The organism is Serpentinicella alkaliphila (assembly GCF_018141405.1).
GTDB lineage: Bacteria > Bacillota > Clostridia > Peptostreptococcales > Natronincolaceae > Serpentinicella > Serpentinicella alkaliphila.
Genome location: NZ_CP058648.1, coordinates 375116 through 396602 on the forward strand (window position 1 = coordinate 375116; position 21487 = coordinate 396602).

Below are 21487 nucleotides of genomic sequence, written 5' to 3' on the forward strand. Positions count from 1 at the left end.
TTATTCTATATTAATGATACCCAGAAAAAAAGGTCATTATTCCAAATGACTGGGATAAAGACCTTTTAATGTTAGCTTATTTATATATATAATTAAACTATTTCGCTGTTACGTTAGCAGCTTGTGGTCCACGGTTTCCATCAACGATATCAAACTCAACTTGTTGACCTTCTTGAAGAGTTTTGAATCCTGATCCTTGGATTGCTGTGAAATGTACGAATACGTCATCTCCATCTTCACGCTCGATGAATCCAAAACCTTTTTCTGCATTAAACCATTTTACTTTTCCTACCATATTTTATGGCCTCCTTAAAAATAATATTCGATAAAAAGTAGAAAACTTACTAAACTAATTTAAACCTAAAGCCAACAATAAGAGGCCGTCAAACTGTTTTTCTTAGCTTTCATGACTTTTTAACACCAAAGTAATTGTATCACGTTAATTATAATAAAGCAAACAAAATTAACATTATTTTTTTCTTTTAAATTTTTTTTATCTCATATATAATCTATTATGTATGCAAATTTTATTTTTTATTCTTATTTGGAAAAATTATTAATGAATTTTAATTACAAAATAAATAAATTATAATGTTTACAATTTAGAGAGGGGAAACCAATGAGTATTTTAACTGTAAAAAACTTGAGTCACGGGTTCGGAGATAGGGCAATTTTTAATAATGTATCCTTCCGATTATTAAAAGGAGAGCACATAGGATTAATTGGTGCTAACGGTGAAGGTAAATCTACCTTTATGAATATAATTACTAGAAAGCTAGAGCCAGATGAAGGAAATATTGAATGGGCAAAAAATGTTAGAATAGGATATTTAGACCAACATACAGTACTTGAGAAAGGTAAAAGCATCAGGGACGTTTTAAGAACAGCATTTCAATATCTTTTTGATATGGAAATCGAAATGAACAATATATGTGACAAAATGGCTGATGCATCACCAGAAGAATTAGAAAAGTTACTTGAAGAATTAGGTACACTTCAAGATACTCTAACCAACAATGATTTCTATATTATAGATGCTAAAATCGATGAAATTGGTCGAGGTTTGGGATTAGAAGACATTGGTCTAGATAAGGACGTTCATGATTTAAGTGGTGGACAAAGGACAAAAGTTTTACTTGCAAAGCTTCTATTAGAAAAACCTGATATTCTTCTTCTAGATGAACCTACAAACTACCTAGATGAACAACATATTGAATGGCTTAAGAGATATTTACAAGAATATGAAAACGCATTTATATTAATATCCCATGAAATCCCATTCCTTAATAGTGTAATAAATCTAATATACCATATGGAAAATCAGGAGCTTAACAGATATGTGGGTGACTACAATAACTTTATGCAGGTCTATGAAGCAAAAAAACAACAACTTGAGTCTGCATATAAAAGACAACAACAGGAAATTGCTGATTTAAAGGATTTTGTTGCTAGAAACAAAGCTAGAGTTTCTACAAGAAACATGGCAATGTCTAGACAGAAAAAACTTGATAATATGGACGTTATAGAGCTTGCTAAAGAAAAACCTAAACCAGAGTTTAGCTTTAAAGAAGCTAGAACTTCTGGCAAACTAATTTTTGAGACTAGAGATTTAGTTATAGGGTATACTGAACCACTTTCTAAGCCTCTAAACCTTAGAATGGAAAGAGGTCAAAAAATTGCACTTATAGGTGCTAATGGTTTAGGGAAAACAACACTTTTAAAGAGTATTCTAGGACAAATACCTTCAATTACTGGTTCTGTAGAATTAGGTGATTATCTGCATATTGGATATTTTGAACAGGAAATAAAGGAAGCAAATTATAAAACATGTATAGATGAAGTTTGGCAGGACTTCCCTTCCTATACTCAATATGAAGTTAGAGCTGCTCTTGCTAAATGTGGTTTAACGACAAAGCATATCGAAAGCAAAGTAGTTGTACTAAGTGGTGGAGAGCAGGCAAAAGTTAGACTTTGCAAATTAATAAATAGAGAATCTAATATTCTAATATTAGATGAGCCTACTAACCATTTAGATGTTGATGCTAAAGAAGAACTCAAAAGAGCCCTTAAAGCATATAAAGGTAGTCTATTAATTATCTGTCATGAACCTGATTTTTATCATGATATTGTTACTGACGTTTGGAATTGCGAAAATTGGACAACTAAAATAGTTTAATATTATATAGATAAAAAAGAGATAGAAAAAAGTCTATCTCTTTTTTATGTTAATAATGAAAAGTAAATTAAATCATACTAAAAAATTTCTATTCCAACAGGACAATGATCTGAGCCAAAAACATCACTATAGATAATAGCATCCTTTAAATCATCTTTAAGTTTGTCAGATGTACAAAAATAATCAATTCTCCAACCAATATTTCTTTCTCTAGCTTTACTGAAATAGGACCACCATGTATATGCATCTTCTTTATCCGGATAAATGTACCTAAATGTATCAATGAAATTATTTTCAATTAATTTATCGAAGCAACCTCTTTCCTCATCTGTAAACCCTGCACTCTTCCTATTGCTTTTGGGGTTCTTAAGATCTATTTCCTTATGGGAAACATTTAAATCTCCACAAAATATAACTGGTTTGTGTTGTTCAATTGTTTTTAAGTATTTAATAAACTCATCTTCCCACTTCATCCTATATCCTAACCGAGCAAGTCCCCTTTGAGAATTGGGGCTATATACAGTGATTAAGTAGAAGCTTTCGAACTCTAAAGTTATAACTCTTCCTTCATTATCAAGTTCATTAACACCTATTCCATACTTGACACTTATAGGTTCTATTTTTGAAAATATGGCAGTACCTGAATAACCCTTTTTTTCAGCATAGTTCCAATATTGATAGTAATCTTTTAACTCTAGTATTATTTGGCCCTCTTGCACTTTAGTTTCCTGAATACAAAATATATCTGCGTCTTCTCTTTCAAAGAAGCCTAAAAAATCTTTTTCTACACATGCTCTAATACCATTTACATTCCAAGAAATTAATTTCAAAACCGTCTCTCCTTAAGTAATATTTTCGTATTTATACAAGTAGCTTTATTCTATAATATAAGTATAATATAATGCTCCTAATGATAATACCCTTCTATATACTCTTTAATCAAACAAAACTATCTGAAAGTATAGAATTATGGCCCTTTTGTATACTTGATGACATGAAAATGTAAATTTGACTGATTATGCTTTTTAAATGATGAAGCTCGAGAAGAAAGAAAAATCTCCATCTGAAAATTTATACATTATTGACAGATATGATAGAGTTAGATCTACTAGTGGTGGAACCACTTGCCAGAATATTCTTGGTACTGTTCTAAAAATATAGCGGAAAGTATGGAATACACTATTTTTGATGTTAGGGGTTTAAGTGAACAAGATATAAGTAATATACAAAATCAATGGTCTATATAGTATATAATTTTAAAAGTGGAGAATTAGTGTTAGAAAACATTTCCATTGGTGACAACTTTTAATTAGAACTTTATATTATTTGGTTAGATGAAAAATTATGAAATAAAGGTGAAAAAATGAAGCATGAGTGGAGAAAGCAACAAAAAAATTTATATATATCAGGGCAAAAACCAGAATTAATAACAGTTCCAGAGCAAAAATTCTTAATGATAAAAGGCAACAGAAATCCAAATAGTGAAGACTTTTCAAACAGAATCGAAGTTCTTTATTCATTATCTTATGCCATAAGAATGATGCCAAAGCAAGGATACACCCCTGAAGGTTATTTTGAATATACAGTATATCCATTAGAAGGACTATGGGATTTAACAGAAAAGGGGAGGAAATTGGATACCCTCGATAAAGATGAATTATTATATACTATTATGATTAGGCAACCTGATTTTGTAACGAAAGAAATAGTAGATAGGGCTTTTGAAAACGTAAGAAAAAAGAAACCTAATCCACTACTTGATGAGGTATCATTTGATACGATTAAAGATGGTTTATCAGTTCAAATCCTTCACATGGGGCCCTATGATGATGAACCACGAAGTTTTAAAAAAATGAAAGAATTTATTGAAGAAAACCAACTTCAAATAGTAACCCTTATACATAGAGAAATTTATCTTTCGGATGCTAGAAAAGTTGAACCTGATAAATTGAAGACAGTTTTAAGGTATAATGTAAAAAGAATATAGTGAAAAAAATTTTTATATAAAAATAAGGTCTTCGTCGAAGACCTTATTTTTGAGTGGGTAAATTGAATTTAATATGAATACTCTGCAATAACTGATGCTTTAACTTCAAGCATTCCTGCTGAAATGGCTGTTGCTGTTTCTAACTTTGCATCCATTAAAGCTCTAGTATTGTATAACACTGGCTCTGATTGACCAGCCTCTATTATTTTTGTAGGTTTAGAAATTTTAACATCTACAGATTTGGCTATAACCTCTGCTTTTGCCTTAGCATCTTTAGTTGCCTTCGTTAATGCTTCAGCATAGTATTTACTTGAATCACTTATTGAAAACTCTATACTATTTAAAATATTACTATCATTTTTTGCTACAGCATCAATTACAGTACCTACTGAATTTATATCTCTAATTATAACTCTTACTGTATTTTGCACTACATATCCATCTACCGTCGATTGCCCTGTATTAGGATTATATCTATGATTCGGATATATATTGTACTGAATTGTCTGAATATCTTCATCCTTAATGCCCTGTTGTTTTAGAGCAGCCATTACGTTATTCATTTTTGTTGCATTATCCGATTGTGCAACTTTTGCATTTGAATTTTGTGTTTGTACCCCCAATGAAATATAAGCAATATCAGGCTTTACCTTAATAACCCCTTCACCACTAACAGTAATTACACCATTTTGTTCTTTGCTAGTAGCATTTGCTATGCTTGTATTATTCTGACTACCTAAAACAAACGAAGCTATTAGAAGTATTGAAACTACTACTACTGTTAAAAATTTAAAAAACTTAATTTTATTCATTTTTTTACCTCCTTCAAGTATTTATTTCATTTGACGAGTATAAACTTAAATAAGTTCCAAATTAATTCCATGTTTTTACTTAATATAGCATACTGAATTTTTCCCTTTTCTTTTGGATGCATACAATCCCTTGTCCGCCTTTTCAATTAGCTCAGTGGTCTTATTACCATCCTCTGGATAACAAGCTATTCCAACAGAAATAGTAATATTATAATCACTTTGCTGGATAATTTTTGTCCTAAGTTTTTCAGCAATACTTTTAGCTTCGTCACTACTAGTGTTAGGTAAAACTACTAAAAATTCATCTCCTCCATATCTTCCAATATAATCAGCCTTTCTTACACTATTTTGCATAATATCAACCACATTCTTAATGCAATTATCCCCAACAATATGTCCATACGTATCATTTATCTGTTTAAAATTATCTATATCTATCATTAATACAGACATTGGTTTTTTTACTAAGGAAAGCAAACTATTTAAAACTTCTAGAATTGCCTTCTTATTATATGCCGTAGTCATAGTATCATATTGATTTGATACAATAATACTCTCCTGTTTCAGCTGCATATTTGATAACTGCTTCTCCATTTTTTGATTATATTCCTCGATTAAAGATGCTTTTAAAGAATCTGCTTCAGTCCTATTAATGACTATTTTTTTCTTAATACCCTTTAGGAAGTGACAATATATGGATAAATAGCTTATACCTCTTAAAGGAATACCGCCATATTTAAATAATTCATGAGTTACTAATAAAATAAATAAATTACTTAACAATAACCATAGTAATCCATTTATTAATCCTCTTTCATTATTTTTTCTCAACCACAATATTAAAATATTAAGTATTGATGTACCAACTAAGATTATGCTTATAAATAACCCATTTTGATAAATTCCTACTAAACCATATATACCAAAAATTCCTGTTAATAAAATAAAAATACTACAAATCAACACTGGATTCAGTACATTATTACTATTAGGCCTTTTCACAAGACAGAATAAAAAGGTCAACATATGGACCATTTCAATAAATAGTATATCTTTTATCGATGGAATCTCATTAAAATAAAGAAAAAAGAAAATAGCAAAATAGAGAGGTATAAAGAAAGTATGTCCTATATTTCTAAGAAGACTGTTCTTTCTAACTAAAGAAAAGTTAAAAGTGACTATTAAAAACGAAAAGCAAACTATAATAATAAAATTATAATTATTTAACATTGTCTCAGAACACACCCCCATATCGTAGCAGTATTTTCCAAAAACTTTGTCTTAATTATAACATCTACATAATTCCCCTTCAATGTGTATTTAATATATATATCGACAAAAATAGACACTCAAAAGAGTGCCTAAAATAATTTACTTTATTTTATGAATTTATTAGGTTCCTTCCCATTATTACTCCCATAACAGAAGCCATCATAAGACCCCTAGTCCATCCACTGGAATCCCCTAGACAATATAGTCCTTCAATATTTGTCTGAAAATCATTTTTATCAACATTTATTTTGTTGCTATAAAACTTTATTTCTGGTCCATATAATAAAGTTTCTCTACTAGCAAAACCAGGTACTACTACATTCATAGCTTCAATAAAGTTTAATATATTCATCATTGGGCGGTAAGGTATAGCAGATGTAATATCTCCTGCTACAGCATCCGGTAATGTAGGCTCCACATTTGATTGATCTAATTCCTTTTGCCATGTTCTTTTACCGTCTAATATATCCCCATATCTTTGTACTAAAATGTTTCCATTACCTAGCATATTCACTAATTCTGCAACCTTTTTACCGTATTCAATTGGTTGATTAAAGGGCTCTAGAAAATTATGTGAACTTAAAATAGCTAAATTAGTATTATTTGATTTTCTATCCTTATATGAATGTCCATTAACTATAGCTAAATCGTTATCATAGTTTTCTTGACTTACAAATCCACCTGGGTTTTGACAGAAAGTTCTAACCTTATTTCTAAAAGGTGCTGGATAACCAATAAGCTTTGATTCATAAAGAACACTATTTACTTTTTCCATTACTTCATTTCTAACCTCTACTCTAACACCTATATCCACCGTACCAGCACAATGACTTATATCATGCTTTAAACACATATCCTTAAGCCAATCTGCACCCTTTCTTCCAGCAGCAACAATTATGTTTTCACCTAAAATAGTGTAATCTTCTTCCTTCTTCTTTAAATCAGAAGCTATTACTCCATTAATTGCTCCATTTTCAATAACTAAATCTTTTACTATTGTACCAAACCTTATTTCCACACCATTATCCATAAGATAGTTCTGTATTCTAAAGTAAAGGTCTTGAGCTTTTTCGGTTCCTAGATGTCTTATAGGACAATCTACAAGCTTTAACCCAGCCTCTATAGCCTTTAATCTTATTTCCTTAATAGCTTCTGTATTTTCTAGCCCTTCTACTTTTGTATCAGCACCAAATTCTAAATAAATATTATCAGTATATTTTATAAACTCATCAGCTTTTTTATTACCTATAAGTTCTGGTAGCTCGCCACCTACTTCATAGCTTAAGGATAGTTTTCCATCTGAAAATGCACCTGCACCTGAAAAACCTGTAGTTATATGACAGTAAGGCTTACAGAATACACATGTCTTAGTTATCTCTTTAGGACAACTTCTTTTTTCTATACTAGCTCCCTTTTCAACGATAATAATCTTTTTATCACTTTTTTGTTTAACAAGCTCTAGGGCAGTAAAAATACCTGCAGGCCCCGCCCCAACAATAACTATATCGAAATTCATATAACCATCTCCCTTTTGTATAGTAGAGCATAGATAATGTATGCTAGTTTTTCTAGAAGTAAAAAAAACAAGAGTATAGTTTATACATCTTTTTTATATTAAACCGAATATTAAAATACAGTTCAAGTTTAAAATACGTTTTTCACATACATATTGTAACGTATATTAACAAATAATTCAATGAAATAAAAGTTTTTATTTTTATAACAATAAAGAGAAAATACCCCAAGCCACTGCTTGAGGTATACGTTTATATTGCTCTATAATAAATTACTTTATCTTCTATACTTTTTTCTGCCTTGCCAATCGAAACTAAATGCTCTAAATGAGACATAGCCTCACCTGATGCGAACCATTTTTGAGGTATAGGAAACTCATCCCAATTTTTCGCTCTAAGCTCCCACTTCATTTTAGCTGCTGTATCCCTAACAGATAGCTTTTTATCTGTAATTATAGTAATAACTTCATTTAAGCGGACTCTATGATGCTCCATAAGTTCATCAATTCTTGTTCTATGGTCACGAACAATAAATCTATGAGCTGTGAAAACATATTCTAAATCATATGCATAAACCTTCTTTAAACTTTCAAAGTAAACTGCTAAGTAGTCAGTATCAAAACTCCAGAAAGTAATGTTTGGAGTAATTTTTCCTAAAATATGATCACCGCAAAATAAAAGCTTATGGTTTTCTTCATGTAAACCTATATGCCCCGGAGTATGTCCAGGGATATCAATAACTCGTAAAGAGTAATCTCCGATATTTATAACATCATTTTCTTTAACGTAAATAAAGTCTAATTGCTCTTTTGGACAATATTTATAACCTGGATGATTAGTAAAGCTTACATTGTCTCGTTTTAAATCAAACATTATCTCATAGTCATTAAATTTTTGCCAATACTCATCTGTAGTCATCTGATTTATCATTACTCCATCTATAACCCCAGCATACACTTTACTTATTCCTTTTTTATGTAATGTACCAGCTAATCCCGAATGATCAGAATGTAAATGTGTTATAAACAAATCCGTTTTATTCAAATCTATACCTAGCTCTTCAATGGCATTCATCATAGCTTCTTCGCATTCTGGTATATTAAATCCTGTATCTATTATAAGATTTCTTTCTTCGGATGTAATTATGTATGTATTTGTAGATTTTAATGGGTTATTTGGTAATGGTATTTCATACTGATAAATGTTTTTGTATACTTCATTTTTCATTGTATCACCTTCTCCTCATTTTTTTTTATTTTTTTCAGACCCTTTAATAAAGGGTCTTGTTTATATTCGTGTACCTATCTACATTTTCTGTTCTTTAGGTTTTATCAATAGATTTTTTAATAATACTATATCATCATCTATAAATCTATGTTTAAGCTCATTGACATCAAATTTCATCATTTTAAATGCTAGTTGAACGAAGTAACCGATTCCAACTGCTGTAATAATCGTTCCTATTCCGATAGTCCCACCTAAAATAAATCCTAATATTGATACAGAAATTTCCATTGTATTTCTGACAAATCTAACTGACTTATTAGTTTTTTTAGTTAAATAAATCATTAGCCCATCCCTTGGACCAGAACCTAAGCCTGTTCCAATATAGAAATAGCTTGCAAAACCAAACACAAACATCCCTAAAATCATCATGCCTAATCTTAGTAGAAGACTATCAAAAGTTGGTATCAAATCGCTAATCATAAGTAAATCAATGAAAACACCTACAAAAATCATATTACATATTGTAGCCCAACCTATCCTCTCCCCAAGAAGAAAATTTATTAGAACTAGTATTAATCCAACAGTTATACTTGCTTGTCCTATTGTAATATTCGTTATTTTTGAGATGCCTTGATGAAAAACATCCCAAGGTGCAAGTCCTAAATTAGCTTTAATTGTTATAACTACTCCGAGTGCTACCAAAAATAATCCAAAGAATAGTCTGCAAAGAAGTACGAAAGCCTTTTTCATTATAATTCCTCTTTTCTTTTACTAAATCGTGCAAATTTAATTATATCATATTATAATTACAAAAATTGCAATACAAAAAATAAAATAGAGGCTTAATTAATTTAAGCCTCTATTTATACTAAGTTATTTTACAAATTAATATTCTTTTAATTTATGAACACATCAGATTTTCTAAACCAAGCCTCTTTTATTTAACATCAATAACTTCATTGTACTTTTCTGAAAAGCTCATTCTTTCGATAGATAATTGGTAATTTAATCCACTACTATTAAAATGCATAGTTCTTCTATGCATAACTCTTCCATCATAAAGCTTATCGTATTCACTATTTAGGGTTTCCTTTAAATTAATTTTTTCTCCATCAATAATTAAATAAACCCCAGTTAATACTACATCTTCAACGGTACTAAAAGTAATATACGTACTTCCATTTATTTCTTTGATTTCGTCAATTAATATATTCTGTCCTTCTATTTCAATATTAATTTCTCTGTCATCTTTATTTAATTCAATGAATTTATTTACATCCTTATCAATAGATAAACTTTCTAGGTGGATTTGTACACTTTCTAAGTTGGATGGTAGAGCATCAAACTCTTTTGTAAACCTAATTCCATTTATATCAGTTGACATACTTCCACCTCTCTTTTCAACTTCCTCACCATTTGCAATTAATTTCATTTCTAATTTATTAGGTCTAATTCTCTCTCCACTAATTTTATCAATAGCTAATTGTAATATATTTTGAATTGAACCCTCTATAACTGTCGACGTAGGGGAAGCATGGATTGAGCTAAGTTTTAAATTAACACCATCATTTTTGAAAGTTTTATTAATAACCTGCTTTAATGTACTTTTCATCGCTTTATTCCTATCTAACTTAAAGGGTATTTCCCCCTCCTCCATCATCCCATCTATATTCATATATACATTTAAATAGAGAGTTCGTTCATAGAAAGCAGGAGGGTCGAAACTCATAACCCACTTAGTTTGATTACTCTCTCCAAGTATTTCACCATGCCCACTTCTCATGAAATACCTTTTGTATAGCCCCTTTAGGTTTAAGCTTGGATCTAATGAAATAAAGTCATTTTCTCCCGTATTATCTGTAACAGTATAAAATGCTAATAACTGATTATCATCTATCATTATGCCATCTAATGTAAAAAGAACACCATTACTAAAAGTATGGCTCTCCCCTATAATTTGACCCATACCTAAATCATTAAGATTTTTTAACGTTGTGTTCATAAGTTGATCGTAGCCAATGAGCTTTTTACTATAGTATGCGAGTGTATTAAAATTAAAAGTAATTAAAAACATTAAAATGCAAGCTACTATAATTCGATTTGCTTTAATAAATCTTTTCTTAGGAAATTCTTTATCTTTCAATGCATTTGATAGTCTCTCTTCTAGCTCTTTTGGTACAACTATATTATCTAAATCTTCCTTCTTATCCATAAGTAGTTTATCAATATCTCTCATTAATATCACCTCCAAGACTTTCTTTTAATTTATTAATTCCAACAGAAATTCGGGATTTCACAGTCCCTATAGGAATTTTAAGTATTCTCCCTATTGTTTCATAATCTAAATCCAAAAAATACCTTAGCTTAATAACTTCCATGAGTTATGCAGTTCGTGTAAATAAATGTAAATAAGACTGATGTATCGTATATTATAATATACTAAAAAATATTTTTGTTTTATATGTCTTGAAATAGCAAAAAAGACTTGACTTTTTAAACCCGCCCCAATAATCAAAGTGAATGGTATTAATAGCCATTACTCTTGATGAATGGGTGATAAATATGACTCTTGGGAAACCGAAATATAGAAATTTACAACAAGGAAATGGGGGCGGAACGCCAGTTTTAAAAGCAATTTGGGATAAATTTGATTTTTCACTTCTGCTTACGCAATCGGGTATTGTAAAACGTAATGGTGTACCCACTTGGCTTATTGCTTTTGCTTATGTGGTAGGACTTATTGCTAATAAAAATTCTGTCTCACGTATTTCTGATTATGCTACTAAGGATAGCTTATTACAACAGATGTTTCGGAATCTTAAAATGGCTCAATATACCTTTAGCCGCTTTTTTACAACTGATTATAATTGGGGTTTATTTAGTTTTAAAAGAGTACAAAGACTACAACAAGAAGAAGAAACTGCATTTACTGAAGGAGATGTTATTGTACTTGATGATACAAAGGTGGCTCATGCCCATGGAAAGAAAATCCCTTTCCTTTGTTGGTTATATGATAGCTCCATTAAAATAAATATCTGGTGTATGAATATAGTTGCTACAACTGTTGTATTAAAGAACGGACTTAAATATCCATTGTTTTGGCGTATTTGGCGTAAGGTAGAAAATAGCGATGAAAAACAGACAAAAATAGATCTTTCAAAAGAAATGCTAATGGATATTCGCCGGATTTACACAGGGGTACTATGGGTTGCCATGGACCGCCGGTTTTTATGCAAAGACTTTTTAATTGGCTCACAGATCATCAATATGATTGGGTTACTAAGGCAAAACGTAATACAAAGACACTTTATCGAAAAGAAATTGAGAATATTACAGGCCGAGAACGCTTTATCCCTGTAAAGCCTTCAATGCTTATTAAAGAAGTTTTTTCAAACTTCTTATTAGTGGTCTAAAGATAAAGTAAGTGCTATATCCATACCTAATATTTATATCAAGTTACCCTACCGTTTAGTTGGAAAGCAGGGTAAAGTAGTAACTAAGTATCGTTATACGCCTATTGCAGCAGTTGTAGCTACAAGACTCAAAGAAGATACTGAAATGATGAAGGATGAATTTGAGAAAAACAAAGAGGTTGCAGCTACATATCGTGGGGCTTACCTTTTGATTAGTAATAGGGTCGATAATCCTGAAGAAGCTTTAGATGCATATATTAAGCGTTGGAGCATTGAGGTTTTTTTTAGAACTGCAAAACAAGAACTGGGGTTGAATTCTTGCCACTCAACGTCGGAAAGTCATCATTACGCCCATATTGAGCTCATTTTTACAGCAGAAACTTTACTTGTCTATGCAAGATGGGAACTCAATAATAAAGGCGCTGAAGAAGGCTTCACCCACGGCGAAATGGTCCGAAACTTTTTCAACGCCACATACCGTATCGTTATAAAAGCACAGCAATGCTTTCAAACTATACAAGTACATTTTGACACAGAAGTTAGGCAATTTGCAAGACTTATTGATAAATTTTGGCCGAAGAATTTATTGTTAGGTTGGTTTACTGTGCAAAATTCCCAGTATATGGAGTCAACTGCATAACTCATGTAACTTCCTTATGCTTTTCACTAAGCTTTGACAATTCCTCTTCTAAAAGAAGCTGATCATCTTTTTGGTTTATATCTGATTCACAACCTTTTTCTTGAAATTTCTCTACTAGAATTACCTTGCTCTTTTCCTTAAGAATTTTTTTACATCTATTTACTAGAATAGTTTTGCTCCAGCTATAAAAGGACCCCTCATTCTTTAGATTTGAGATATTTTCATATAAGATAACTATCATATCTTCAAGTGCATCTAAAGCATCTGCTTCATTTTTCATATATACATATGCCAATTTATAGTATTCCTGTTGTTTTAACATAATTAGTTTAATTAAAGCTTCCTTATCCCCTAGTTTAGCCCTACTTATAAGTACCTCCGTCTGCATTTTTGCACCTCACTTTCATACATAAGAGTATCTATATACTAAAAAAGTTCATTTTATAAAATAAATAAAGTAGTACTATTTTAATATAGCACTACTTATATTAGAGAACAGTTCTATTCTATTATAAATGATATTATATATTCACAGGACTCCTTATCTTTTTTAGGATTATCCTCTTTCCACTTCCCTTTAAAGCCTAATTCCTGCATTGTAAGTTCAAAATGGCACATAGCTATACCAATATCAATTTTTTGTACATCATAGCCTAGTCCCTCTCCATACCCTTTATTTCTAGCAAGATAGAAATGAAATTTTTCATTATCCACTAAAACTCTCCAAGGTTGTTTATTTGATGCAGATGGGGCAAGTCTAAGCATTTCAAGTGCTTGTATATACTTTTTATCCTTTTGATTTACTTCATTATTCCAACTGCCTTCAAAAAATAATTCTTTAAAGTCCTTACGATTGTTAGAACCCGCTGCAAATCTCATAAATGAATCTACTACGCTTCTTTTGTCTCTAGGGTAACCAATAGGGGTTATTACCGGTAACTCCTCTTCTTCTTTAAGCTCAATTGTATTTATAAATTCCTGTCTCTTGAAGGTACCTGCTAGCCAACAGGTGCCTAGGCCTAAGGATGTAGCATATAGTATTCCTTTTTCTAATACATATCCTAATTGCTCTAAGCTTCTAGGTTCTTTTTTTTCAGTAACAGCAGCAATAAAATTTTTAGCAGATTTTATTACCCCATATGTACCTAGTTTTTTATTAGAGGAATCTTCAATATTTACTAGATAAAACTTAACTTTTGCACCAAAAGGGCCCGTAGTAGAATTTAAATAATCTAATATTTCTCGTTTTATAGAGCTCTCTAATGGCCTTTGATCATAGGTACGTGTAGACGTTCTTTTTTTTATGGAATCTATCCACATTGATATCATACTCCCTTCTATTTACTTTTCTCAAGTAGATTAAATAAGTCAGGATATTTCTTTTTTAGATTAATCGGTTTTCCATTTAAGGTACTAGAAAAAACATGTTCAGTAAACCCTTCTGATATTAAAACATTGTCTGTCTCTCTTTCTATTATATAATTAAATTTTATTCTAACAGGTGTTAGGTTTTCAATAGCTGTCTTTATAATTAACTTATCAGCATACTTAGCAGACACCTTATATTTACAGTTTACTTCTATTACAGGTAGCATTACACCCATCTCTTCCATATCCCTATAGCTCATGCTAAACTTCTCTAAAAAATCAGTTCTCCCAACTTCATACCACACAAAGTAATTGGAATGATAAATTACCCCCATCTGGTCAGTTTCATTATATCTTGGTACAATTATTGTTTCATTAATAAACATTAATTCTTCCTCCCACCGTTCATAACCTCTTATGATTATTTCTAATTATTACTAATAATTATACCACTATTATTGGATTTTGTATAAATTGTGTATGATTGAAAAAAATAAGGATACTAATACTAGTTTTAAGTGAGGTTTGTTTTATGAACTTAGATGTGAATATAACTATAGAAGATAGCTTAGTAACACTTAATATAAGAGACCTATCGATTAAAGAGTCTATACATGGAATTATTATGTTTAATAAGAAAGGCAACATACTTAATGTAGGTGAGACTGAACAGAATTTTAAGGAATCTATTATAGGTACATTACCTTCCAGAAAGTCGGAAAATACAAGCTTTGTTGAATTCCCCGAAATGCATAAAATGTTTAAAGAACTATTAAACATGTCCTACGAGGATACTGTTAGACTTTGTAAAGAAGATCCAATTAATGGCCCAAATATTGTTTGGGAAAGATTAAGAGATAATATCAACTTTGTTTATCCCTTTGATCTTGAAAACCCAGACTATAACTATATGGCTCTATTTATTAATTATAACTTAATTATATTAACTGAAGAAAAATATAAAGGTGAAGGATTTATTAAATCCTTTTTAAGAGCATTTTTCTTGAAATATTCACTAAATATTCATTTCAAAGAATATGTATCATTAAATCCACAACAAAAAAACTCATTAAAAAAAGAGCTTGGAGCAGCTCTTAAAAGACAGATTAAAGTTAAAGAATTAATAATTAATGGAGATTATATTTAAATAATTTAATACGTTTTTTATATTTTTCGTTAAATAATCCTTTATAGATTAATTTAAATATACCTATCATCTTAAAAATATCTCCGATACTTAATGACTTCGGTAAAGGATATGGCCTCTTCAAGTGAATAATATCACCTAAGATTAAAAACTTAGTTGATTCACTTGCTGCTACATGAGTTAAACTTTTTGCATTTTGCAATATATTTAAGCTTTCCGCCGAAAGCATATGCTCAATTCCTTTAATATCAACAGGCATTCTTCCACCATTTGACATAATAACAATAAAGTTTAATAAAATACCAATTAGAATAAATGACATTCCTTTTAGATGATAATTTTTTATTACAGCACAAAAAAGCAGAATATAGACTACAAGTTGCAGCCATATGCCATAATCATTTATTAGTTTCCAATAGGGTGTCAATTCCTTAGCAACTATAATTGCACCTAAAGACTGTACTAACGCAGCTATTATTATTAGAACCATCCAATTAATTTTTAATCTCAATAAATTATTTAACTTTCCACCCCTAAGTTTTCCTATCACAAGTGCACTACTGACAGGCTCAGCTAACATATGACACCTTCTCACTTTCTAGTATATCTTCTAACCAAATATTTTTTTGTTTCTTCATATATTTCATAAAACTTTCAACTACCCTAGGGTCAAATTGCTTCCCAGACTCTTTTATAATAATTTTATATGCAATAATTGAATTCATAGCTTTTCGATATGCCCTATCTGAAGTCATGGCATCATAAGCATCTGCAACAGCTAATATACTTGCTTCTAAAGGTATTTTATTACCTTCTAAATGTAACGGGTATCCCTTACCATCATAACGTTCATGATGGTGTTTAATAATTTCAGCTACATCCTTTAAAAAATCAACCTCAAACAATATTTTTGCTCCAATCTCAGGGTGATTTTGAACCCTGATATACTCTTCATCAGAAAGATTATCTGGTTTGTTAAGTATTGTGTCGGATATTCCTATTTTGCCTATATCATGTAGAATAGCTGCAGTATTTATTTTATCTACAACCTCATAAGTAAGCCCCATCTCCTGAGCTATACCTACCGCATATTGTGCTACTCTATATGAATGGCCTTTAGTATATTCATCCTTTGCCTCTACAGCATTGGAAAGGGCTTTAATCGTTTCAAAATATACACTCTTCATATCTATATAAAGTTTAAATGAGTATCTTGCTACTAATAAAGGTCCTAAAAACATAACAACAGCAAACCAACCATAATGCGCATATGCTATTGCAGTTACAACTCCTAAAGGAGATAAAGCAATTATATTAATAATTGGCCATACTTTTTCACGAAGTGCATCTTTATACCTTTTATTTTCAATTATGCACATTAAACCAATAAATATTGAAGGATTTATTGCTGTATAAGTAAGTGTTGATGCAATAATTCCAATTATACTAAATCCCAATAGTCTAATACCCACGATATTCGTTTCCACTAAGTTATACACCACACTTGATAGAGCTAATGCAATTGCATATGCACTAGCATTAAAAAGTCTTTTATGTTTATCACTATTAAAAAAGTGATATGATTTTCCATTGTATCTATCTATATAAATTAACATTGTAATAAAGCTAATTACTGCTACAATACTTGGACTAAAAATAAACACTGTTGCTAATCCTATTGCGAAACTAATAGAGAAAGCAGTATTACCTTTAACTCTAATTTGGAGTGATTGTGTAATAGCACCTATTAGAATAAAAAAAGAAATTTCTAGTGGGGCACTATATACGCTTTCTTTCAGACCAAATAAAAAACAGGCTACTCCCATTAAAATAATACTTACTGTATATATCTTTAATCTAATATTTTTATCATACATACTAGTTTTCCCCTTTATATTATTTAGGTCGGCAACTTTTATTTTATATTATACCCATGTAAAAGATGCTCCACCAGCTAACACTAGTGATAATAACGCAAGTAAAAGTGCCATTATTCTTTTCATTGATACAGCCCCCTTTTTTCAAAGGCTCTGTTTTTCGCTATTTATACAGGCTATATCGCTTCGCTTATGAAAAATTCCATGCCGACCTAAAAATTTAACTCAAGTTAGATATTTTAGAAATCCTTCTGTTAATTGCATCTAAAGTAGCTTTTACTATGGTCTCATATTCATCCTTAACTATTATTGCTGTACCAGTCATTAAGGTTTCTGATCTATTTGATATATAACTTACTGCAACTATCATGATTTGTTCTTTTGCTAAGTAAATTTTTTCAACATCTTCTACAATTAAAATGTCCTCTACATTTAGTATCTTATGTATACAGTCTATAGTTGCTTGGGCTACAAGCCTATAGCTGTTATTTTTAGACCCTAGTCCTTTTGCAATACCTTCTATTTTCTCATTGTCTTTTACTAAAACTACTTTAATTTCAGTTATATTACCTGTAATAGACAGTTGTACTGATTCTACCTGTAACCTAAATTCATTTGTATAGCTATGTTTATCATCTATTTGTGCAACACTAATTTTCTTGTAGTCAATATTCATATTAAATTTAGCGTTTAAGGCTGATTGTATATCTCTAGATATTTGTTTGGGTCCCCTGCGATTAGAAGCTAATACATGTATTTCTTCAATTTCATCACCATTCATTACTACTTTTGAAGAAACAACGTCAAAAATATTGTTTATTAACTCTTCTAAATTTAATACTTTTACTTCAGAACCGTTGTTCATTTAATCAAAACCCCTTTAGTGCAAATTTACCGAGCAATAGAAATCCCCCATAATTTCCCTCAATTTCTCTTTATTCGATATAATCCAATAAATTTCCTTCTTAAAATACAGAAAAATATTTTTTTATTTTGACAAAAAAATAAGGGCTTGTATTAGCCCAAAGGTTTTTAATATAGATTTTTTATTAATTAATCGAATCCTGAAGTTTCGCTTTATCCTTAATAATCATTTTCTTACCGTTTATATCAATCAGTCCATCTTTTTTAAATTGACTTAGAGCCCTACTTACAGTTTCTCTAGCAGTACCAATCATATTTGCTAAGTCTTGGCGTGACAAATCTAATTTTAGCTGTATTCCATTTTGAGTCTCTACTCCATGCTCTTTAGCCAATTTTAAAATAGTTTGGGCTGTTCTACCGTAGGTATCGCCTAATGCTAGTTCCTTTACTTTTTGTTGAGATTGAAAAAGTTTTTTACTAAATATTTTAATTATTTGTAAAGCAATATCAGAGTTTTGCCTAATTAAACTTTCTAAATCTTTATTTTTAATCATTCCAATTTCAGAATCCTCTAAGACTTCTGCAGAAGCTGGATAAGGTATATTATTAAAAAGGGTCACCTCCGCAAATACTCCACCTTCATTAATAATTGTAAATATATGTTCTCTTCCATCGAATGCAGTTTTATATATTTTTACCTTTCCACTCTTAACAAAATAAAAAGCTTCTCCAGGGTCACCTTCCATAAACATAACAGTTCCTTTTTGAAATACATTATATATGGAGATTTTACTTATCCTTTCGAGATCTTCTTCATTTAATCCATTGAAAACAGGGATCTTCTTCAAATACTCTACAGTAGTTTTTTTCATAACATACCTCTTTTCTAAAAGCTAGTCCATTTTGATATTATATCATTTTTTAAAATTTATTAAAAATGAAATTTGAATATACTTTACTAAATTTACAAATCCTATAATTGAATGTAGCAAAGCTATATAAGAATGGAGGTTATTAAATGTCAGATTATACAAAAGAAGATTTAGCAAATAGCTCTAATACCATTGGCCAAGGTAAAGTAAGCTTAAAGGCTGATGTAACTGGTATTAGTGGAACCAATGACCCTGCCTACCACGAAGACATTCATAATAAGGTGGAAATCAATTACGAGAATATTAAAAAATCCCCCGCACCTAGTGACGTTCATAAATGGCAAAGAGAACATATAAAAGTTGACGATCAAAGCCCTGAAGGCTATCCTTTAAACGTTATAGTTGATCCAGCAATGAGAGAAATGTATCAAGTAGTACATAATTCCACTTTAACAAACGTTTTTGACCGTTTTTCAGAGCAACAACCACAATGTAGATTCTGTGTTGAAGGACTATCCTGTCAATTATGTGCTAATGGTCCATGTCGTATACATCCAAAGGCTCCTAGAGGCGTTTGTGGAGTAGATGCACATACAATGGTAGCGAGAAACTTTACCTATAGGCATGTGACAATTGGAACATCTGCAAATATTTTTCATGCTCACCAGGCAGCAAGAACTTTAAAAGCCGCAGGAGAGCATCCAAATAGTGGACTTAAAATTAGAGACCCTGAAAAACTAAAAAAATATGCAGATATGTGTGGATTAAATGCAAATCAACCTATTGATAAATTAGCTATTGATTTTGCTCAATTTGTAATTGATGACATTCATAGACCTGCCCATGACCCATCAAAGTTAGTTGAATTATTTGCACCTACAAAACGTAAAGAACTTTGGAATAGCTTAGGTTTATTCCCTGGTGGTGGTTATAGTGAAGTTGCTCAAACTCAAACAAAATGTATGACAAACTTTACTTCAGATCCAATTGATTTTCTATTAAACTCCGTTCGTTTAGGTGTAGCAAACGAATACCAAGGATTATTTACATTAGATATTTTACAAGAAATATTAATGGGCACACAAAAAATTACTATGCAAAAACAAAATATGGGACTTCTGAGTGCAGATATGATTAATATAGTTACTAATGGCCATATGCCTCTACTAGCTCATGTTGCAATTGAAATGGCATCATCCGATGAATGGCAGGAAAAAGCTAGACAAGTAGGAGCTAATGGTATACAAATCTTTGGCCATGTTTGTGAGGGTCAGCAATTACTTAACTATTCTGGTACTCAAAACATGAGAGCTTATGGTGGACAAGAGGGTGAATGGTTATCAGAAGAATACTTACTTGCTACTGGTGTTATCGACTTATTTATGTTTGACTATAACTGTACAGTACCAACACTACCTATATATGCGAAAAGATTTGGAACTAAATTAGTAAGTACCCATCCAGTTATTAAGCTACAAGGTACAGAAACCTTAGACTTTGTTCCAGAAAAAATGAATGAGCAAGCTGAAAAGGTTTTAAATATGGCTTTAGAGGCATTCAGTAAACGAAGAGATGAAAACCGAAAAGTATACATTCCTAAATATACATCTGAATGTATGGTAGGCTTTAGTACAGAATCAGTAAGAGAGGCTTTAGGTGGTACTTTCAACCCTCTAATCGAACAAATTGCTAATGGTAACATTCGTGGTATTGCTACAATAGTTGGTTGTACTACAGCTAGATATGGACAAGGTGGAAGTAATATTTTCAAAATTACAAAAGGACTAATAGAAAATAATATATTAGTGCTTTCAGGTGGCTGTACTTCCTCCGTAATGGAATACACAGGATTAACACACCCGTCTGCAGCTGAAGAAGCTGGTGAAGGATTAAAGGCTGTATGTAAACAACTTGGTATTCCACCAGTGCTATCTTATGGTGCATGTGTTGATATAGGTAAAATGACACATACTGCTATGGAGTTAGCTGATGCTTTAAATGTAGATACTAACAAGCTTCCATTAGTTATTGGGGCACCTGAGTACTTAGAACAAAAAGCTGTAGCAGATGCATGTACAGCAATTGCCCTAGGTTGGTTAGTACACGTTGCTCCAGTTCCTTCAGTAACAGGAAGTGATGTAGTTGTAAAAACTTTAACTGAAACAACTGAGACTTTAGGTTTAGGAAAATTAATGGTTGAATTAGATGCAGAAAAAACTATTAAGATCTATGTAGATCATATAGAGAAAAAACGTAAAGAGTTGGGAATTTAAATGAAAATGTGATATTTATCATTTGACATTTATTAATTGTAGGTT

The 21487-nt window shown here is 30.9% G+C and carries 23 protein-coding genes; 7 read left to right on the forward strand and 16 right to left on the reverse strand.

Going from position 1 to position 21487, the window contains the following annotated elements; all coding sequences use genetic code 11:
• Positions 1-97 precede the first annotated feature (97 nt).
• Positions 98-295, reverse strand: coding sequence for a cold shock domain-containing protein (locus HZR23_RS02005; protein WP_132848121.1), 198 nt, complete (start codon positions 293-295; stop codon positions 98-100).
• Positions 296-619: 324 nt separating this feature from the next.
• On the opposite strand from HZR23_RS02005, the gene HZR23_RS02010 reads away from it, so the two are divergent.
• The gene (locus HZR23_RS02010) at positions 620-2176 is read left to right on the forward strand and encodes an ABC-F family ATP-binding cassette domain-containing protein (RefSeq protein ID WP_132848120.1); all 1557 of its coding nucleotides are present in this window, start codon (positions 620-622) and stop codon (positions 2174-2176) included.
• Positions 2177-2253: 77 nt separating this feature from the next.
• Here HZR23_RS02010 and HZR23_RS02015 read toward each other — a convergent pair whose 3' ends face one another.
• Positions 2254-3006 (reverse strand): exodeoxyribonuclease III, encoded by a 753-nt coding sequence (locus tag HZR23_RS02015; RefSeq protein ID WP_132848119.1) that lies wholly within the window; start codon positions 3004-3006, stop codon positions 2254-2256.
• 199 nt (positions 3007-3205) lie between these two features.
• On the opposite strand from HZR23_RS02015, the gene HZR23_RS17490 reads away from it, so the two are divergent.
• Together HZR23_RS17490 and HZR23_RS02020 are read left to right on the forward strand one after the other, a co-directional pair.
• Positions 3206-3337, forward strand: coding sequence for a hypothetical protein (locus HZR23_RS17490; RefSeq protein WP_279229884.1), 132 nt, complete (start codon positions 3206-3208; stop codon positions 3335-3337).
• A gap of 202 nt (positions 3338-3539) precedes the next feature.
• Positions 3540-4163, forward strand: a complete 624-nt coding sequence (locus tag HZR23_RS02020) for a GyrI-like domain-containing protein (RefSeq protein WP_132848118.1) — start codon at positions 3540-3542, stop codon at positions 4161-4163.
• 68 nt (positions 4164-4231) lie between these two features.
• On the opposite strand, the gene HZR23_RS02025 is transcribed toward HZR23_RS02020, so the two are convergent.
• The 7 genes from HZR23_RS02025 to HZR23_RS17895 form a co-directional block, all read right to left on the reverse strand.
• Entirely contained in the window at positions 4232-4975 is a 744-nt protein-coding gene (locus HZR23_RS02025; RefSeq protein ID WP_132848117.1) for an SIMPL domain-containing protein, read from the reverse strand.
• Positions 4976-5050: 75 nt separating this feature from the next.
• Positions 5051-5977, reverse strand: coding sequence for a GGDEF domain-containing protein (locus HZR23_RS02030; RefSeq protein WP_165913659.1), 927 nt, complete (start codon positions 5975-5977; stop codon positions 5051-5053).
• A gap of 379 nt (positions 5978-6356) precedes the next feature.
• The gene (locus tag HZR23_RS02035) at positions 6357-7763 is read right to left on the reverse strand and encodes an NAD(P)/FAD-dependent oxidoreductase (RefSeq protein ID WP_132848115.1); all 1407 of its coding nucleotides are present in this window, start codon (positions 7761-7763) and stop codon (positions 6357-6359) included.
• Between the two features lie 250 nt (positions 7764-8013).
• Positions 8014-8988 carry an MBL fold metallo-hydrolase gene (locus HZR23_RS02040; protein WP_132848114.1) on the reverse strand — a complete coding sequence of 325 codons (975 nt, stop codon included), beginning with the start codon at positions 8986-8988 and terminating at the stop codon, positions 8014-8016.
• A gap of 78 nt (positions 8989-9066) precedes the next feature.
• Positions 9067-9738, reverse strand: a complete 672-nt coding sequence (locus tag HZR23_RS02045) for a YczE/YyaS/YitT family protein (protein ID WP_132848113.1) — start codon at positions 9736-9738, stop codon at positions 9067-9069.
• A 187-nt stretch (positions 9739-9925) separates the two neighbouring features.
• Positions 9926-11224, reverse strand: a complete 1299-nt coding sequence (locus tag HZR23_RS02050) for a DUF4179 domain-containing protein (protein ID WP_132848112.1) — start codon at positions 11222-11224, stop codon at positions 9926-9928.
• Entirely contained in the window at positions 11211-11366 is a 156-nt protein-coding gene (locus tag HZR23_RS17895; protein WP_132848111.1) for an RNA polymerase sigma factor, read from the reverse strand. Before HZR23_RS17895 ends, HZR23_RS02050 begins: the two co-directional genes overlap by 14 nt.
• A gap of 142 nt (positions 11367-11508) precedes the next feature.
• Between HZR23_RS17895 and HZR23_RS02060 the strand changes: the two genes are divergently transcribed.
• Together HZR23_RS02060 and HZR23_RS02065 are read left to right on the forward strand one after the other, a co-directional pair.
• Positions 11509-12348 carry a hypothetical protein gene (locus HZR23_RS02060; protein ID WP_213050306.1) on the forward strand — a complete coding sequence of 280 codons (840 nt, stop codon included), beginning with the start codon at positions 11509-11511 and terminating at the stop codon, positions 12346-12348.
• Between the two features lie 198 nt (positions 12349-12546).
• Positions 12547-13041: a transposase gene (locus HZR23_RS02065; RefSeq protein ID WP_249536676.1), complete on the forward strand. Its 495-nt coding sequence runs from the start codon at positions 12547-12549 to the stop codon at positions 13039-13041.
• Between the two features lies 1 nt (position 13042).
• Here HZR23_RS02065 and HZR23_RS02070 read toward each other — a convergent pair whose 3' ends face one another.
• From HZR23_RS02070 to HZR23_RS02080, 3 genes are all read right to left on the reverse strand, one after another.
• Positions 13043-13429: an RNA polymerase sigma factor gene (locus HZR23_RS02070; RefSeq protein WP_132847900.1), complete on the reverse strand. Its 387-nt coding sequence runs from the start codon at positions 13427-13429 to the stop codon at positions 13043-13045.
• Positions 13430-13542: 113 nt separating this feature from the next.
• Entirely contained in the window at positions 13543-14370 is an 828-nt protein-coding gene (locus HZR23_RS02075; RefSeq protein WP_132847901.1) for a nitroreductase family protein, read from the reverse strand.
• An 8-nt stretch (positions 14371-14378) separates the two neighbouring features.
• Entirely contained in the window at positions 14379-14795 is a 417-nt protein-coding gene (locus HZR23_RS02080) for an acyl-CoA thioesterase (RefSeq protein WP_132847902.1), read from the reverse strand.
• A 146-nt stretch (positions 14796-14941) separates the two neighbouring features.
• Between HZR23_RS02080 and HZR23_RS02085 the strand changes: the two genes are divergently transcribed.
• Entirely contained in the window at positions 14942-15556 is a 615-nt protein-coding gene (locus HZR23_RS02085) for a hypothetical protein (RefSeq protein WP_132847903.1), read from the forward strand.
• Here the strand turns inward: HZR23_RS02085 and HZR23_RS02090 are convergent.
• From HZR23_RS02090 to HZR23_RS02105, 4 genes are all read right to left on the reverse strand, one after another.
• Positions 15537-16136, reverse strand: coding sequence for a DUF5317 domain-containing protein (locus tag HZR23_RS02090; protein WP_132847904.1), 600 nt, complete (start codon positions 16134-16136; stop codon positions 15537-15539). The genes HZR23_RS02085 and HZR23_RS02090 overlap by 20 nt on opposite strands.
• Positions 16126-17433, reverse strand: coding sequence for an HD-GYP domain-containing protein (locus tag HZR23_RS02095; protein WP_132847905.1), 1308 nt, complete (start codon positions 17431-17433; stop codon positions 16126-16128). Before HZR23_RS02095 ends, HZR23_RS02090 begins: the two co-directional genes overlap by 11 nt.
• Before the next feature lie 220 nt (positions 17434-17653).
• Positions 17654-18298 (reverse strand): hypothetical protein, encoded by a 645-nt coding sequence (locus HZR23_RS02100; RefSeq protein ID WP_132847906.1) that lies wholly within the window; start codon positions 18296-18298, stop codon positions 17654-17656.
• 184 nt (positions 18299-18482) lie between these two features.
• Positions 18483-19169, reverse strand: a complete 687-nt coding sequence (locus HZR23_RS02105; RefSeq protein WP_132847907.1) for a Crp/Fnr family transcriptional regulator — start codon at positions 19167-19169, stop codon at positions 18483-18485.
• Positions 19170-19315: 146 nt separating this feature from the next.
• Here HZR23_RS02105 and cooS point away from each other — a divergent pair, with 146 nt between their 5' ends.
• On the forward strand, positions 19316-21442 hold the full coding sequence (gene cooS / locus HZR23_RS02110) for an anaerobic carbon-monoxide dehydrogenase catalytic subunit (RefSeq protein ID WP_132847908.1): 2127 nt from the start codon (positions 19316-19318) through the stop codon (positions 21440-21442).
• The last annotated feature ends 45 nt before the right edge of the window (positions 21443-21487 follow it).